This is a genomic window from Vallitalea maricola (assembly GCF_036985595.1).
Taxonomy (GTDB): Bacteria; Bacillota; Clostridia; order Lachnospirales; family Vallitaleaceae; genus Vallitalea; species Vallitalea maricola.
In genome coordinates this window covers 30,097-48,420 of record NZ_BTPU01000046.1, presented here as the reverse complement: position 1 = coordinate 48,420, position 18,324 = coordinate 30,097, and the positions used below count along the sequence as shown (strand labels likewise).

Sequence of the window (18,324 nt, the reverse complement as noted above, 5' to 3'; positions counted from 1 at the left end):
TATTAGCATACTGGCTAATATGATTATTTTTTGCAAAAATTAAACAATTATTTGTCATAACTATAGCAATTACTAATACAATACCTAATAATCGTTTTAAATTACTTCTCATTTCTTTTTCCCCTTTTCTATTTTTTATACTTAGATCAACTCTTTGAATCCAATAAATTTTAGTTTATTAAACTAATTGCTCACTTTAACAACCACAATCTGCCTAAGTTTACCAACGTCCTCTAAATTAACTTTACCTATTTCTTTTCTACTATCCTTATCTAAAATAGATACATCCCCTGACAAATAGTTAGCAACAAATAAATAATTATCTTCAATATCTATACATGAACACCCTTCAAATCCTTGTAATGTATCAACAATTTTATCTTCCTTTGTATCAAAAATTGTAATAATTTCACCTTCATAATCGCTCATAAATTCTTTTCCCACATGATTAACATATATAACCCCATTATCATCTAATAACATTCCATCACACCATAGCGGGATATCGTATTCACCTTGAAATTCACCTAATTGGTTATACTTACTTATTTTTGGCTCATTTACTCCTCCATCTTTCCTAGGATTAATACAACTTATATCATATATACTATTGTCTTTTGTAGCAAAAACATCTATAGGTCCATAATCAAGCCCTTTTTTTGTAACAATTTCGTATTCCCTTGTTTCTCTATTAATTCTTGATATATAGGCTTCTTCAACTTCATCGTATCCATAACTTTTTCCTAATAAAATTGATAAATATATATAATTATCGTTCATAGTACAACCATATAACTCTCCTTTAAAATACAATCTATCTACAACTTCTTTATCACATAAATCCACAACATCTATAGGCGTCCCTAAAGGGGTTACATTCTTATCTTGTGTTCTCCCCATAAAATAAACTAGATTACGTTCTTTATCAACTATAATATTTGATGCTATTGTTATGTCATCAAATACTTCGTATGAGACAATCTCATCATTATTAATTACATATATATTATGTCCAACTTCTTTTTTTATCAATTCAAATGCACATATTATTGATTTATCCGGTAGTTCACGTATCATACTTAAGTATCCAATAGATGCCATCTCTATTTTTTTTGGCTTATCATGAACAACCTTCTCTTTATTTATAGCTAAATTAGTCATATATATATTCATTCCGCTTAAACCATATATACGATAAGAATAATTACTGTCTTCAGTTATATCATTTATCTTAGTATTCTTTGATACTTTTGTAGAATTACATCCAACCAAAACTATTAAAATACAACTTAGAAATATTACTAAAAAATTTTTAATGTATTTTTCTTTCATTTTTCTACTCCTATAATATTTATATACAATTTAATAACTCAAACCTATATCAACCGTTTATAAACCCTCAAGCCTATAATATTAGACTCAAGGGCTAATTGAGAGTTAACTTAAAACTATTTAATATTATTTCAATACCTATCGTACCTAATTTTATTCATATGTTTTCCAAACAACTATATCTCCATCATTATAGATATCTACTGGAAATACAAATGGTCCACCATCATAATCTATGTCTACATCTGCACCATGTTTATAACCATACCATACAACTTTTGAACAATACCATTTACTTGTATTTGATTTTAATGTTTTAAGACTATAATCTTCTCCAACATTTGCTTCAGCTTGTGCTTTATCTAATGCACTTTGTTCATCACTATCATGATTTTTCACATAACAGCAATGAACTTGATCAAAAGCATCACGATAATAGTCTGGAGATTCATATCCTACACCTACATAACTATAACCTAACCCATTTTGATTATCATCATTATTAGCTGAAAGGAAACACGCAGATGAATTATCATAATATCTACTTTCATCGTAAATAGCTGCATGGTTGATTAGACCTTGTATACAAACACCATATAAATCTGGTAAAACAATTTCACCTGATTCTAATGCAGAAACTGAGAATGAATTACCATCTCCAGAATAAGTATCATCTCCACCACTACCTATATTTATTGGATAATTTTGTACTTCTTTTAAAGTTGGGTTGTCACTTAGAGGCTCAACTTTATTATTAGATTGTCCTATTTTATCACAGTATTCATTATACTTATCAATATATTCAGCAAACTTCTTTGGATAAGCAGGATTATTTTCGTTCATACTAAGAACTTCTTTGTAATTAGTTATTCTTTCAAATTCTTTTTGTTGTCTCATAATTTTATTTTTTGAAAGACCTCTTCCTGTTCTTTCTGATAGTTGTTTTGCTGCTAAAATCTGTGACTTACTCATATTAATATTTTTAGCATAAATAAAACTGTTACTTGTCACAACTACCGTTATTACTAACATAATACCTAATAATGCTTTTAAGTTCTTTTTCATTTTTTTCTCCCCTTTGTAAAATTTTTATATTATACAGACTTATTTTAAGCCAACTCTCGCTTTTCTATTTTTTCTTTATATTCTTTTTTTTATAAATATATTATATATTTTACTATTACATTTTTTAATTGTCAATATGTTATTCTTTTTATTAATTTATTTAGTTTTTTTACTTTCTTTAAATAATTCTTCAGAATATTTTGTGGCATTATTTTCCAAAAAATTCTTCCAATCATTATGAAAGTTTGGTGCTTGAATAAAAAATCTTAATGTATTCATGTTATAAGTCAATTCAATACTAATGCCAAAAAACTTCATTTCTCCAAATTCTTTTCTTTTTTCGTTAATATATTCATCTAAGTAAGTATATATAAATTCATTAGTGGATTCATATCTACCTAAAAAATTAAAAGTAATCAAGAAGCTAAATATTTCATCACAAATGTTTTTTATATTTTTATACTTATCATAAATATTTAAGAAATTCAGATTATTACGGGCTACTTTTTTTATCAGTTGATTTAAACTCTCAGTATCTTTAATATAATTTTCATCTAAAAGTACAGGAATTAGATCAACAAAAGCACCTATAGTATTGAGGCATTCATAATCTTTATATCTTCTACCATAAGATAAAACATTAATAGGTACCTTATCAATATTAAAATAATCTTTAAATACTCTTAAAATATAATCTAATCCTATTTGTATAGATAAATTATCACCATGTTCTTCTAAATTAAAAGGTGTATTTATTTCTAAAGTAATCCTTTGAGTTTCGTATTTAAAATCTTTTAATTCTCGACTTATTTTAGTACTTAGCTTTAAATGTTCATTATAATACAACTTTAAATTAAACATTCGTAGAATTTCTTTTTCCTCATGAAAAGTACTATTTATATTATCAATAAATGTCTCATATTCATCTATAAGAGTATCATCTAAAATTTCATTTTGCTCAATTAAATTATAATAATTAAATAATTTCTCTTTTAATATGCTGTCACTTATTTTATCAAAAATTATATGATTAAAAGGAATAACTAAACTATATCTAGCTTCATTATGGCAAATAAGTAAGGCTCTAAATAAAAGACTATTAAACATTTCATATGGATAAAAGTAATATTGTTGTATAATACTCTTTACTAATTTTTCTTGCTCTTCTAATTTATAACTTGATAAGTCAATATAAGGAATATCCATGTACTTATCTGTTATGTCTAATTTTTGCCACATCATATTGTTATTATCTTTTATCAAGACACTATGCATAAATACCTGATTATGAATAAGTCTACTAAAAGCCTTATTAAAACTCTTCAAATTAATAGGATGTTTAATGGTTATAACTGTTCCTGAAAATCCTGTATGGAAATTCATAAACATTTTCTGAGAAGGTGAAATAGGTATGTATTTATCTGTTTTAACTTGTAATAAATTATTATTAAACTTTTCAAGCTGTGAAATAATATCAATAAAGATATTATCTTCTTCTTCATCAGTACAATATCGTAACCCTAATTTTTTTTCGAAATTTTCCATAGTGATTTGACCATTTAATCTAATTGATGAATCTAGTTTATCAACTTTCTTGATATAATGTGGATATAGATCTTCTATACAATAATTTTTCAAATAGCTAAGTACATTTAATTTTTGTTCTATACTCTTATAATCACTATATAAAACGACATAAACTTCATTTTGTACATGATATATTACAAGTTTATTTAAAAATTGGAACTGATTATTTAATTGATTATTGATATCTTGTATATTATTAATTAAGTTCTTCTCCTCTTTCTTAAAATGTAATTTTTTACTTAGTTCTTCAATGGTTGGATATTTCATTATCTGATTGAGTTTAACATCTATTCCTTCTTTTTCTGCTTGTACTACCATCTGCATTGCTTTTAAAGAATGACCGCCTATATCAAAAAAATTATGTTTAATACCTATTGTATTATCATTAATTATGTTTTTCCAAATATTTAGTAAGGTTTTTTCCATTTTTGTAATAGGAGGTACATACATTACATCATCCTCTTTGGCTACTTCTAATTGTAACAACGCTTTTTTATTCACTTTACCATTCTTAGTCAATATTAAATCATCTACTTGTTGCAGCCGCTGAGGTATCATATACTTAGGAAGCTTTTCTGTTAACTGTTTTTTCAATTTGCTTTTATCTATTTCTTTTTCAGCAACATAATAAGCTATTATTTCTTTTTCTTCTCCTTGTCCTCTTGCCATAACAACAGCTTCATTAATTGATTCATAATTTAATAGATATTTCTCAATTTCACCCAATTCTATTCTATACCCTCTGATCTTTACTTGATTATCAATACGTCCTAAAAATTCTATATTTCCATCAGGCAGCCATCTTCCTAAATCTCCTGTTTTGTACATTTTTCCTATACCAAATGGGTTATCTATGAATTTATCATCAGTCAGCTCAGGTCTTTTTATATATCCTCTCACTACTCCTTTTCCAGCTATATAAATCTCTCCTGCTACTCCTATAGGAACTATATTAGAATCATTGTCAAGTATATAAATCTGAACATTATCTGTAGGGTAACCAATCGGTACAGATACCCCGTTATCTTTTTCTTCATCGTATTTGTGTATCATACATCCAACAACAGTTTCAGTTGGTCCATATTCATTATAGATTTCTATATTATCAGAAAAGCTGTTTGATATTTCTCTAGCTAAGCTTGCCTTTAAATCATCTCCTCCTACAATAAGTCTTTTTAGGTTAGAATTACTCATATTTATGTTCTTTAATAGAATTAAATGAGCAGGTGTAAGTTTTATAACAGTTACTTTATTATCCTTTAATATTTTATGCAAAACAAAATCATCTTCTATGCTGTTGTATACAATAATTTGATTACCAGAGAGTAAAGGAGTAAAAATTGAAGTTACTGTTAAATCAAATGATATCGAAGAATAAAATGGCATTACTTCATTTTTATCCTTCAAATACATATTCTTAGCCCAACAAATATAATTTATCAGATTTCTGTGTTCTACCAATACACCTTTAGGTTTTCCAGTTGAACCTGATGTATAAATAACATATACTAGATTATTACTCGTGCTGACAGGTTTTAGATTATCGATTAATAATGTTTTATCGTTAATTATTTCTTCTATAACACATATTTTATCAACTTGATAACTATAATCTATATTGTCATTATTAACTAGAAGTAATTTTACATCAGCATCTTCCAATATATCCATTATACGTTCTCTAGGTGTTTCCACATCTATGGGTAAATACGCTCCTCCTGCTTTTATAATTCCCAGCATACCTATAATTATTTCAATAGATGGATTTGCCATTATTCCAACGATACTATCAGGTCCTATACCTAATAATCTAAGTTTATTAGCAACTTTATTAGCTTTACTATTTAGCTCTTCATAAGTAACCCTATTATCATTGCAACTGATTGCTATGTTGTGAGGTGTAAGTTTTACCTGTTTTTCAAATATTTCATGTATTGTTTTTGTCTGTTCATATACTGCTTCCTTACTATTAAATAATTCTACTCTTAATAACTCTTTATGTGACAATATTTGCATTTTTGATAGATACTGATTTGTATCATTAGTAATATTCTCTAGTAAATTACTATAGTGAATTAATAATTGCTGCATCTTTGCTCTTTTAAATAAATCAGTACAGTATTCTAGTTCACATTTAAATGTTTCATTTACTTCACTAACTTCTAAGGTTAAGTCAAATTTGGAAGTAACAATATCAATATTGTCAGGAACAAACGTCAAGTTCTCTACTTCAAATTGATAGTCCATCATTTCATTCATTACAAACATAGTATCAAATAAAGGATTATGACTTTGTTCTCTTACTATATTCAACTTATCAATAAGTTGTATAAAAGGAATATTCTGATTTTCTACTCCTCCTAACACTGTTTCTTTAACCACACTTAAAAAGTTAATAAAAGTCATATTGCTGTTTAACCTTATACGAAGGGGCAATGTATTAACAAACATACCAATTAATCCATTTACCTCTAGGTTATTTCTTCCTTCTACCGGTGTTCCTATAATAATATCCTTCTGAGCAGTATATTTATAAATTAATATATAATATGCTGCTAAAAAAAACATAAATGGAGTTGTTTGTGTTTGTTTACATAAATTCTTAATTGAAAAATATAAATCTTTACTTAATTCAAATGTAATTTTATCACCTTTAAAACTTTGTATACTTGGTCTAGCAAAATCTAAAGGCATAGCCAATACTGGAATTTCGTCTGCAAAAATTTGTTTCCAATATTCTTCTTGATTTATTATTCTATCACTATTAAGTAATTCGTTTTGCCATATAGCATAATCTCTATACTGTATCTGTAAATCAGGCAGCTTTTCTCCTTTGTAAAACATACATAATTCATTAATTATCAACTTAATAGATGTACCATCTCCAATAATATGATGCATATCTATTAATAGTTTAGAATTATTTTCATCAAATATAACAAGACATACCCTTATTAGGGGCGATTTACTAAGATCAAAAGGTTGTACGAAGCCCTCTATAATTCGGTCTATATCTCTTATATCATTATTAATATTAATAACTTGAAGTTTAAAGTCTGTATCATCTGATACTACTTGTACAACTTCTCCATCTATCATTTCAAAATTTGTTCTTAGTATTTCGTGTCTTTTTATAATTTCACATATTGCCTTTTCTAGTTGTTCTATATTAACTTTTCCTTGAATCTTAATAAGGCTAGGCATATTATAAGTTATACCAATACCTTCTGTTTGAGAAAGTAAATAAATATTTTTTTGAGCCCATGAAGTTGAATAATATTTACTTTTTGTAACTGACCTAATATGATAATTATCTTCCTCTTTTAAAATACTAATGTATGAAGCTAATTCACTAACAGTTGAATGTTCAAAAACAGCTTTTATTGATATTATCACGTTAAACATTTCATGTATTTTAGATATTAGTAATCCTGCTTTTAAAGATTGACCTCCCATTTCAAAAAAACTGTTGTTTATTCCGATTTTTTTTGTTTTTAATATTTCTTGAAATAATTTTAATAATTTTTTCTCTACATCATTAGTTGGTGCTTTATATAAGATTTTAATTTCATAATTTGGTTCAGGTAATGCACGTTCATCAACTTTACCTGTATTTGTTAGAGGTATCTTATCCATAAAAATATAATAATTTGGAATCATATAATCTGGTAAGTCAAAGGATAATCTGCGCTTTATCTCTTCTATCTCTACCTCCTTTTTTATTACCAAATATGCACATAAATGTAAATTATCATATCCGCCTTTGACACATACAAATGCTTGTTTCACATCTGGTATGTTATATAAACATTCAACTATCTCATTTATTTCAATTCTGTACCCTCTGATTTTAACTTGTTTATCAATACGATCCAAAAATTCTATATTACCATCACTACTTAATCTGCAAAGGTCTCCTGTTCTATACATACGTTCATTAGCTTTAAAAGGATTAGAAATAAACTTCTCCTTAGTCAAAACTTGATTATTTAAGTATCCACGAGCTAATCCTTTTCCACTAATACATAATTCTCCAGGCATTCCAATAGGACAGAGATTATCGTCTTTATCTAAAATGTAAACATGTGTATTAGATATAGGTTTACCTATAAAAATTTTTTGATTTGTTTCAATATTTCTTTTTATAGTTGTAGCCACACTATTTTCTGTTGGTCCATACTCATTAACTATTTCTAATGTTTCTTTTTTCTCTTTACTTTTTTGAATAATCCTATTAGTGATTTTTTCTCCTGCTAATGTTATTACTTTAACATAAGCTAAATCAGTCGTTGAGAAGCAATCTAATAAAGTATTATAAAAAGATGGAACTACAATAAAATGTGTTATTTTATATTTATTTATACAATCTTTTATGCATTCAGGATTTTTAGCTTCCAATTCATCTAATAAAACAACCGTTCCACCAGAAACAATAGGTGTAAAAAAACTAGTAACAAACCCATCAAAAACATAAGAAAACAACTGAAGTACAACATGATTATAATCACTGTTATATTCCCTAACTCTCCACTTAATTGTATTTGCTATATTTTGGTGTTCTACCATAACACCTTTTGGCTTACCTGTTGTTCCAGATGTATAAATAATATAGGCAAGATCATTTGCTTTATTTATTTTAACTGGATTATTATAATTATTACTGTAATACTTTTGATTCTTAAGATTAATAATAGGAAGCTCTCTATACTTAGTAATATCGTACATTTTATCAACTAATAATAATACAGCTTGGCTATCTTGTAGAATATATTGTATCCTTCCAACTGGATAATTTATATCAATAGGCAAATAAGCAGCTCCAGCCTTTAATATACCTAATAAACCAATTATCATTTCAACAGAACGCTCAACTAATAATGCTACAATATCATTCCTGCATATACCCTTTTTTCTAAGATTATGAGCTAAAGAATTAGCTCTCTTATTTAATTCATTATATGTAATAGTTTCTTCTCCAAAAATAAGTGCTGTACCATTAGGCTCATTAATAACCTGGGATTCAAAAAGATCTATTAGGTTAGTATCTTCATTATATACAACATTTGTTTCATTTAACTTATTAATCAGCGATTTATCTTGTTCACTTAGGACACTTATATTGGATATAAGAATATTAGGCTTGTCTCCTATACAATCCAAAATATTGACAAAATGTTTACTTAGCCTCTCTATAGTTTCTCTTTCGAAGAGATTTGTATTATATTCAATATCATAAATAATATTATTTGATTTTTCTTTAATATTTAGGGTTATATCAAACTTAGAAACTGGAGGCGTAATGTTACATAGCTCTACCTCTGCATTACCAAGTTCTAATGATATATCTTCTGTATTTTGTAATACAAGCATAGTGTCAAACAATATATTTCTCCCTTTATGACGTTTAATACTCAATTTATCAATTATATCTTCCAGAGAGTACATTCCATGTTCATAACATTTAATAGTAGTATTTTTTATTTCTTGTAAGAATCTTGTATATTCTTTATCTCCTCTTGGATAATTTCGCATAGGAATTGTATTAACAAACATTCCAATCAATTTATCCAGGCCAGGATGATATCTCCCTGCTACTGGTGACCCTATAACAATATCCTCTTGTCCAGTATATTTATAAAGCAGTATATTATATGCTGATAATAATATCATATATAGAGTTACATTATTATCTTTTGCTAGTCTATTTAACTTTCTAGTAAGTTTTTCACCAATCTCAAATGATAATGTATTTCCGTCAAATGTCAATTCTCCTGGTCTTTTATAATCTAATGGTAAATTCAGTACTTCAACATCTTCTTTAAAAATATCCTGCCAGAATTTTTCATGTTTTTTCAGAGTAGTATTCTTTATGCTATTTTCCCACACTGCAAAGTCTTTATATTGAATATTACTATCTTCTAATTGTTTACCATTATATGCTTTTATAAACTCTTGCATAAATATTCCCATAGATACACCATCTGAAATAATATGATGCATATCAACTAATAATATATACTCTTCTTGTGCAATCTGATGTAATTGATATCTTAATAAAGGCCCTTTTTTCAATTCAAAAGGTCTGATAAACTTCTTAGTAATATCTGATATCTTAACATTAGCAGATTCTTTTAATTCTAATTTGAATCTTACAAAATTACATACTTCCTGCACTACTTCACCATCTACCATATTGAAAACAGTACGTAAGATTTCATGTTTACTCACAACCATGTTAAGAGCATTTTCTATGTTTTTAATATTAATTCTTCCTTTAATTTTAATTGCAGCAGGCATATTATAACTAGTACCCAGTTCTTCTATTTCTTCTAAGATAAATAATCTTTTTTGAACTGAAGATGCAGGATAATATCTAGTAATTTTTGCTTTTTTAATTTCTTCTGCTGTATCATCCACTTTCAGATCTGATAGCTGAATTCCCTTAGCTTCTAGTTTATTTCTAAGAGTCTCCATCTGCTTAGGAGTTAAGTTATTCAAACGATTTATAATATCATGCATAAAATTTCCCCCTTATATCTAACTACTAGCAATATCATTTTCTATTTCTGATAAAAACATTTCTAATATATTCATCTCTTCTATTTTCTTTTCAATCACTTTAGCTAATTGTTCTATAGTATGATTCTCAAATATATCTATTACCGTAAGCTTAATATTCATAGTTTTATAAATTAAATTGACTAGTGTAACAGCTCTTAAAGAGTGTCCTCCTATTTCAAAGAAGTCATCTTTTATACCTATTGGTTTGATGTCTAAAATCTCTTCACAAAGTTCTACTAATTGTCCTTGTGTTTTATTTTCAGGAGCAACATAATTACTCTCTCTGATACTAGATTCCTTAATACTGAAAAGTTTCTTCTTATTAATTTTTCCATTAGGTGTTAGGGGCATCTTATCTAAAAAAACAAATGCTGAAGGTACCATATAATGAGGTAATACTTTATTTAATGTTTCTTTCATTCTATCTATATCACATTTTTTATCTCCGCTTATAAATGCACATAAGTAAGGATTTTTTTTATCACCCTTAATTAGAACAGTAGCTTCTTTTACTAAATCATCTTTTAATAATACAGATTCTATTTCTCCTAACTCTATTCTATAACCCCTTATCTTCACTTGAGAATCAACTCTACCTAAAAATCTTAAATTACCATCAGGCAGCCATTTAACTAAATCACCAGTTTGATACATAATTTTATCTGGTATATATGGATTCTTAACAAATCTTTCAGCTGTTAAATTGATATTATTATAATATCCTAAGGACACACCCTCTCCACCAATATAGAGTTCTCCTATCAATCCTTCAGGTGTTAACTGCCTGTCTTTATTACATACATATAGTTGTACATTATATATAGGTTTTCCAATTGGTACATCTTCTAAGTTATCATAATCATCCTGTGATACTACATAGGATGTTGCTATATCTGTACATTCTGTAGGTCCATATGTATTTACTAATTGAGCATTACAATTAGAATGCTTAAACCATTTTGATAGTATACTTAGATTAATTGGTTCCCCTCCCAAGAATACATAACGTAAAGAAATCAGCTTCTTAAAAGCATTATCATTATCCCATTCTACTAAAGGATTAAAAGCACTTGGTGTACAATTTATTATTGTTATATTATATTCTGACATAATATCTAGCATTTCTTCATAATCATACATTCCTGTAGTAAATAATGTTAATTTACCCCCTTTGACTAGAGTTGAGTACATATTTTTTTGTGCCAGATCAAAACTGGTTGATGCTATAAGTAATATATTATCTTGACTACCAATATTAAAATCATCATTAAACCAATTAATCAAATTAGCAAAAGAATTTGATTTGACCATTACACCTTTTGGCATACCTGTAGATCCAGATGTATATAGTACATACATCAAACGTTCTGGGTCATATTTTCTTCCTAAATTATATGTACTCAAACTTTGATTATTATCTATCTCATCAATGGCTAAAATTCTTCCTTCCAAATAACTTAATTTATTAATATATTTAGACTGAGTCAAGACTATTTTATTATCTAAATTATTGAGTATATAGGTTATACGGTCCTCTGGATAGTCACAATCTATTGGTGCATACGCTCCACCAGCTTTCATAATACCTAATACACCAATAACTAACTCAAATGAACGCTCTACCATTAAACCGATAACTGTATTCTCACCAACTCCCAAATCTTGTAAATGCCATGCAAGTTTATTTGCTTTTTGATTTAATTGATGATATGTTAATTTTTCTTTTCCAAATATAAGAGCTGTAGCATTAGGTGTTAATTCTACTTGTTTTTCAAACATTTCATATACTGTAATATTTCTCTTATATATCTTATTGCTGTCATTCAAATCATAAAGCAAATGATTTTTCTCCGCTTCTGATAGAATATCTATTTTAGATATATATACATTATAATTATCTGCTATAGTGTATAATACATTAATAAAATGATGCTGAAATCTTTCTATTGTCTCTCTTTTAAATAAATCTGTACAATATTCAATATTAAAATATAATTCTTCACTAGAAAAAATAGCTTCAACTGTTAAATCAAATTTTGAAATATTATTTCTAAATTCATATGGACTGAAGGTTAAATCATCTACTTTTATTTTAGTGATTTCTCTGTTCTCAAGTAAGAACATAGTATCAAATAATGGATTACGACTTAAATCCCTTTCTAGATTTAATTCATTAACAAGTTCATCAAAAGGATACTCTTGATTTTCAAAGGCACTTATCACATTACCTTTTATTTTTTCTAACAATTCTGAAAAAGTAATATTTCCTTTTATATCATTTTTAATTGCTAATGTATTAACAAACATACCCATTACATTATCTAACTCTGGATTAATCCTGCCAGATACAGGGGTTCCTATAACAATGCTATTTTGATTCGTATATTTATAAAGTAATACAGTATATGCACTTAATAGAACCATATACATGGTTGTACCAGTCTTTGCACATATTTTTTCTATTTTCTTACTTAAATCATATGGAATATTACATTTTACAGTTTCTCCCCTATAACTGTGTATTTTTGGTCTGCTATAATCAATTGGGAGATTTAATGCAGGTACATTATCTTTAAAAACATTTAGCCAATAATTTTTTTGTTCATTAAGCTCACTAGAATTCAGTCTATCATTATCCCATTCTGCATAATCCTTGTACTGTATTCTTAATTTCTCATAAGTTTCCCCTCTATATAAACCTACAAACTCTTTCATAAATAAATCAATAGAAACGCCATCAGATATAATATGATGCATATCAATTAGTACTATAGTTTGATTTTCCTCAATTGATATTATACCTACACGAAATAATAATTCCTCAATTAAGTTAAACGGCTTGACAAACTGAGATATAATTTCTTGTATAGTGGTACCATTTGTATCAAAATATTGTATGTTTAAATCAACATGCTCATATATCTTCTGCATTAGTTCCCCATTTACTAATTCAAAAGAAGTTTTAAAAACTTCGTGCCGACCAATAATTATCTTTAAGATATTTTCTAGCCTTTTATAATCAACCAATCCATCAACTAGTATACCTCCACACATATTATAGGTAATATTATTAGGATTAAGCTGATTTACCACAAATAATCTTTTTTGTGCAGATGAAGCTGCATAAAATTTCTTACTTGGTAATACGGGTATAGACTTATCTTTATCATTATGCTGAGTTAGAATATAATCCCCTAGCTGCTTAATTGTTGATAATTTAAAAAGTTGGTTTACAGGTATAGTTACATTTAACTTCTTATGAATGTTTGAAGCTACCTGCATCATCTTTAAGGAGTGTCCTCCCATTTCAAAGAAATTATCATTTGTACTAATATTTTCTAAACTAAGTACATCTTTCCAAATATTAACTAAGATTTCTTCTGTTTTATTTATAGGTTTTACTATTTCTCTTTTATGTTTAATCTTTGGCATAGGAAGCTTCTTGCGATTTAACTTTCCATTAAGAGTTAAAGGTAATTCCTGCATACAAATAAAATATGATGGAATCATATAATAGGGTAATAATTCTTTTAGGTATTTTCTTAAACAAACCTCATCTAACGGCTCTTGTGCTACATAATATGCGCATAGATAATTAGTATTTTCCTCTTTTCTCTCAATTACAGCAGCCTTACTTATTAAATTATATGCTTGCAGCTTATTCTCAATTTCTTCTAGTTCAATACGAAATCCTCTTATTTTTACTTGATAATCTTTTCGTCCCAAGAATTCAATAGTACCATCTGCTAACCATTTACCTATATCTCCCGTATGATACATTCTTACTTCCTTATCATCAATAAATGGATCTAATGAAAAAACTTTATTCGTCATTTGTATGTTATTTAAATAACCTCTACCAACACATATACCAGAAACACATATTTCACCTGGAACACCAATAGGACATAAATTAGATGCACTATCTATAATATAAATTTTACAATTTTGTATTGGCCGTCCGATTGGTACTGTATTACCTACTACTGGCTTATCAATAAAATGATGAGTTATATCATCTGATGCTTCCGTTGGTCCATATGCATTAACCATTGGTATACTAGGATATAATTTTAACCATTCATTAACCAAATTAGTATGAACAGCTTCTCCCGTTACAAGTATATACTTTGTATATGTAAGTTTACTGTTATATTCTTGTAAATAAGGAAGCATAGCACCTAAAAATGAAGGTACAACTTCAAGAATTGTTATTCTATCTTGTTGAATACGAGATATAAATTGGCAAGGATCTATAACTACTTCATTTGAATAAATAACTGTTTTTGCTCCTTTAATAAATGCAGTAAACATCTGCCAAATAGATATATCAAAACATTGAGAAGCATTTTGAGCTATAATACTTTTATTATCAATATTAAGAGCTCTAATCTTAGCATCCAAATGATTAGCCATTCCCAAATGCTCTACCATAGCACCTTTTGGTTTTCCTGTAGATCCTGATGTATAGATAACATAAGCAATATCACTTAATTTAGTTCTATAATTAAGTGAAGTTTTCAATTGACTATTTATTTCTTTACTATGAGTATCCAATGCTATAATTTGTATATTAACGCTACTACTTATATCACCAAATCTTTGTTCCACATAATCTTTATAATCTACAATCATCAATTTTGCATTTGACTCATTTAATATCTGTTTTATTCGTTCCTTTGGATAATCATAATCAATTGGTACATATATTCCTCCTACTTTCCATATAGCTAATATAGTCTGTATCATTTTAGGGCTGCGTTTCATTAATACCCCAACATACTGTTGTTTATCTAAATATCCTTTAATAAAATGTGATAATTGATTTACCTTTTCGTCAAATTCTTTATACGTATAATTTTTATTTTCATAAGAAACCGCTATTTTTTCAGGATATCTTCTAACTGTTTCTTCCCATAACTGAACATAAGGTTTAAAACTAAAGTCTGTAGTTATATTGAACTCCTCTTTTAACTGTTTCTTTTCATACTCTTCTAACATATCAATTTGGGAAATCTTTATATTAGGATTGTCACATATAGCAGTTAATATATTTTTGTAATGAGTTGCAAATCTATTAAAAAATTCTGGTGTAAAGAGTTCAGTAGAATATTCTATATCAAATATAAGCTTTTCTTTTAATTCTATAGCATCTATCATGAAATCAAATTTAGATATACTCTGATTTATTTCAAGACGTTCTAGATGTATATCTCCCATCTGAATTTCAACTATGTTTATTCCTCTAATATTTTGAAAATCAAATATTGTATCATAAATAGGATTTCTACTTAAATCTCTTTTAATCTGCAGCTTATCAATCAAGTCTCCAAATGGATAGGATTGATTCTTATGTGCTTCAAATATGTTTTTTTTAATTTTATCTACTAAATCAATAAATCTATCTTCTCCTGTAACATTAGTTCTAATAGGTACAGTATTAACATACATTCCTAATAAATCTTTAACTTTTTGGTCTTTTCTTCCCATAAAGGAGGTTCCAACAATGATATCATTTTGTCCTGTATATCTATAAAGTAATATTTTATAAGCAGTAAATAAAATAATATAAGATGTAGCTTTAAAATTCCAAGATAATCTTTTTAAATCTTTAGTCATTGATTTTGAAATTTCAAATCTTAAATGATCTCCTTCAAAGCTTTGTTTTACTGGTCTAGGATAATCTATAGGCATATTTAATATTGGAATTTCATCATTAAACTTATTTATCCAATATTCTTCTTGCTCTTTATACCTACCTTCTCTTAGATAATTATTTTTTATATGTATATAATCTTTACTTTGAAAATCTAATGGTTCTAATTTTTCTTGGTTATAAATTCTTACCATTTCTTTTAAAATTATCCCAACTGATATCCCGTCAGAAATTATATGATGGATGTCTATAATAACGATATTTTTATTGGGGGTAATTCTTATTAAGCCCACTCTTATTAAAGGTGGTTTTTCTAAATCAAACTTTTTAATTATCAAATCTTTATATTTATTCAATATAATACTACTATCAATATCTAGTTCATCTTTACTAACATCAATAACTTTTATAGAAAAATCAACATTATTATGAACAACTTGTACAATTTGATTATCCCTATATTCAAAAGATGTCCTAAACACTTCATGCCTCTTAATTAATTGTCTAAATACATTTTCCAAATCTTCGACTTTTAACATACCTGTGGCATTTAAACCAATAGAAATATTATATGCTACACTAATACCATCAAGTTGATTTAATATATACATCCTCTTTTGCTCTGATGATGTTTCATAATACTTGTTATACTCTGATTCTTTTATTACATCATTCTTTACTATGCCCATTTTATTACCTCCTATAACAAATAATCAAATATTCAATAAAAAATTAAGTCTAACTTTTTTAAATATTTCACTCCCTTATAATTTAATATTTATTAATTATGTTTACACTAAAATGTTGTATAGTATACTGCACATATTAAACATCATTTTAGTTATAACCCTTAATTACTAATAAGGTTAATTTTTTTCGAAGCTATATTGCATAATACTATTAATACTACTCCCGTTCCTATAAATACATAGCTTGATTGAAACCATTCAAATAAGCTTCCATATATAAGCATTCCGATAGGTGGAGATATATACAATGCTGCAAAAGCTACACCTATAATCCTCCCTCTAATTTCCTTTGGTATAGTTAATTGAAAGTAAGTAAACAAAGGTACATTCTGAATCATATTTAATCCTTGTATTACAAATACTAATATAGAAAAAACAAGTGTTGCCATCCATTTATTACCATTATTCAATTGAAAAAAATAAGAAAACGAAAATAACATAATAAGTACAGCCTGAATTTTTAGTAACTTGAAAAAGTATTTTAGCAATATATTATTATTCTTATACCATGCAACAAAAAAAACACCTATAACACTTCCTAATGCACTTGCAGTTTCAATAAAAGAAAGCTGTATAGGTGTAACATCTATAATATTGTAACTAACATAAGGAACACCTAATAGCATTTGTGGTAGAAATATCCCGTTAACAACAAGAGCAAACAATAGTATATTTGAAAATGTTCTATTATTTTTTAGATATCTTACTATCAAATAGAAATTCTTTTTGAGTTTTTTAATTTCTTTTTTCTTTTTTTGATATTCAAATTTAAAAAAGCCTTCTAATATACTAGAACAAATAAATAAACTTGCATTTAAAAGAATAATAATCTCAATTCCAATATTCTCATATAAAATTGCACCTATGACTGGCCCTACCATATGTACTGCTGGAGTAATCCCTTGTATAAATGAATTTGATTTCATAACATTTGCTTGTCCTACTAATTCAGGAATAGAAGAATTTAATGCCAGCGAAAATAATGCTCTTATAGAATTAACAATGACTATGACAATACCAATTAATAGAATATTTTCAGGCATGAAGGTAAATAAAGTTAAATATATAAAAATAACAATACCATTAATACAATCTGCTAAAACCATTATCTTCTTTTGATTATTATTATCTACAAAACCTCCTAAAAATAGATTAACCAAGCAAGTGGGTAATAATGAAAATGAAAGAATAACAGAAAAAATCTGTGCTGACCCTGTTAAATCTAAAATATATAGACTTAATGCAAAGGAGAATATTGAAGAACCCAATTCAGATAAAAGCTTACCTACTATCAATATGAAAAAATTTTTTTTAAAATAATTATTATTTTTACTAATATAAATTTTTTTAGTCTCTTCTATAGTATACATATTA

General features: G+C 27.0%; 5 protein-coding genes. All 5 read right to left on the bottom strand.

Features of this window, described 5'->3' with window-relative positions; translation table 11 throughout:
• Positions 1-183 precede the first annotated feature (183 nt).
• Positions 184-1,332 carry a YncE family protein gene (locus tag AACQ14_RS14285; RefSeq protein ID WP_339364258.1) on the bottom strand — a complete coding sequence of 383 codons (1,149 nt, stop codon included), beginning with the start codon at positions 1,330-1,332 and terminating at the stop codon, positions 184-186.
• Positions 1,333-1,485: 153 nt separating this feature from the next.
• Positions 1,486-2,397 (bottom strand): hypothetical protein, encoded by a 912-nt coding sequence (locus AACQ14_RS14280; RefSeq protein ID WP_339364257.1) that lies wholly within the window; start codon positions 2,395-2,397, stop codon positions 1,486-1,488.
• A gap of 156 nt (positions 2,398-2,553) precedes the next feature.
• Positions 2,554-10,503: an amino acid adenylation domain-containing protein gene (locus tag AACQ14_RS14275; protein ID WP_339364256.1), complete on the bottom strand. Its 7,950-nt coding sequence runs from the start codon at positions 10,501-10,503 to the stop codon at positions 2,554-2,556.
• A gap of 18 nt (positions 10,504-10,521) precedes the next feature.
• Positions 10,522-16,890, bottom strand: a complete 6,369-nt coding sequence (locus tag AACQ14_RS14270; RefSeq protein ID WP_339364255.1) for an amino acid adenylation domain-containing protein — start codon at positions 16,888-16,890, stop codon at positions 10,522-10,524.
• Positions 16,891-17,051: 161 nt separating this feature from the next.
• Complete coding sequence (locus AACQ14_RS14265) at positions 17,052-18,320, bottom strand: MFS transporter (RefSeq protein WP_339364254.1); 1,269 nt, start codon at positions 18,318-18,320, stop codon at positions 17,052-17,054.
• Between the last annotated feature and the right edge of the window lie 4 nt (positions 18,321-18,324).